The sequence below is a fragment of the Alcanivorax sp. genome (assembly GCF_014762765.1).
GTDB lineage: Bacteria > Pseudomonadota > Gammaproteobacteria > Pseudomonadales > Alcanivoracaceae > Alcanivorax.
The window spans coordinates 1-1,550 of the sequence record NZ_JABURH010000093.1; the positions used below are offsets into that span (position 1 = coordinate 1).

Consider the following 1,550-nt stretch of genomic DNA (forward strand, 5'->3'; position numbering starts at 1 on the left):
GCCTTACCACCCAGCGGCTGCTGGGTTACCAGGCTGTAGGAACCGGTGGAACGAGCATGCATCTTGTCGTCCACCAGGTGGTTCAACTTCAGCATGTACATGTAGCCAACGGTGACCTTGCGATCGAACTTCTCACCGGTACGGCCATCCCAGAGTTGCATCTGACCGGAACGGTCGTAGCCGGCAAGCTCCAGCAGCTCCTTGATCTCGAATTCCTTGGCACCGTCAAATACCGCGGTTGCCATGGGAACGCCACCAACCAGGTTCTGGGCCAGCTCGATGATCTCATCATCACTGAAGCTGTCCAGATCTTCCGGTGAACCACCGGCACCTGCCTTGTTGTAGATCTTGTCCAGGAAGCCGCGGACTTCCGCCACTTTCTTCTGCTCGGCCAGCATTTCGCCGATCCGCTCACCAAGACCCTTGGCCGCCCACCCCAGGTGGGTTTCGAGAATCTGCCCCACGTTCATACGGGACGGTACACCCAGCGGGTTCAACACCACATCCACCGGCACGCCGTGCTCGTCGTACGGCATATCTTCTTCCGGCATGATCACGGAGATCACACCCTTGTTACCGTGACGGCCAGCCATTTTGTCACCGGGCTGGATACGACGCTTGATGGCCAGGTAGACCTTGACCACTTTCAGGACGCCGTGAGCCAGGTCATCACCGCCAGAGATCTTGGCCTGCTTGTCCCGGTAACGCTCATCCTGCTCTTTCTTGTGCAGCTCCAGATACTGCTGGGCACGCTCAAGTTGCTCGGCCACATCGTCTTCAGCCGGACGCAGCTCGAACCACTTGTCCGCATCCAGGTTATCCAGAACGTCGGCGGTCAGCTCGGTACCGCGCTTGAAGCCGGCACCGCCATTGACTTTTTTGCCCACCAGCACGGTGCGCAAACGCTCAAGAATATCCTGCTGAACAATACGGAACTCGTCCTTCAGATCCTTGCGGAACTGGTCCAGGGAGTCCTGTTCGATCTGCTTGGCGCGCTCGTCTTTTTCCACGCCATCGCGGGTAAAGACCTGCACATCAATCACGGTGCCCTTGACGCCGGAAGACACTCGCAGGGAGGTATCTTTCACGTCAGAGGCCTTCTCACCGAAAATGGCACGCAACAGCTTCTCTTCCGGAGTCAGCTGGGTCTCACCTTTCGGTGTTACCTTGCCGACCAGGATGTCGCCAGCGCCCACTTCCGCACCGATATAAACAATGCCGGACTCGTCCAATTTGGACAGTGCAGCCTCGCCCACATTGGGGATATCTGCGGTAATTTCTTCCGGACCCAGCTTGGTGTCACGGGCGATCGCGGTCAGCTCCTGAATATGAATGGAGGTGAAACGATCTTCCTTGACCACCCGCTCGGAGATCAGGATGGAATCCTCGAAGTTGTAGCCGTTCCAGGGCATGAACGCCACGCGCATGTTCTGACCCAGGGCCAGTTCGCCCATGTCCACGGACGGACCATCAGCCATGATATCGCGGGCAGCAACCCGGTCACCCACTTTCACCAGCGGACGCTGGTTGATGCAGGTGTTCTGGTTGGA

At 57.9% G+C, this 1,550-nt stretch carries 1 pseudogene; it reads right to left on the minus strand.

The features are described 5' to 3' along the window. Window positions 1-1,550, minus strand: a pseudogene (rpoB, locus tag HUJ17_RS04805) (DNA-directed RNA polymerase subunit beta); the annotation flags it as partial.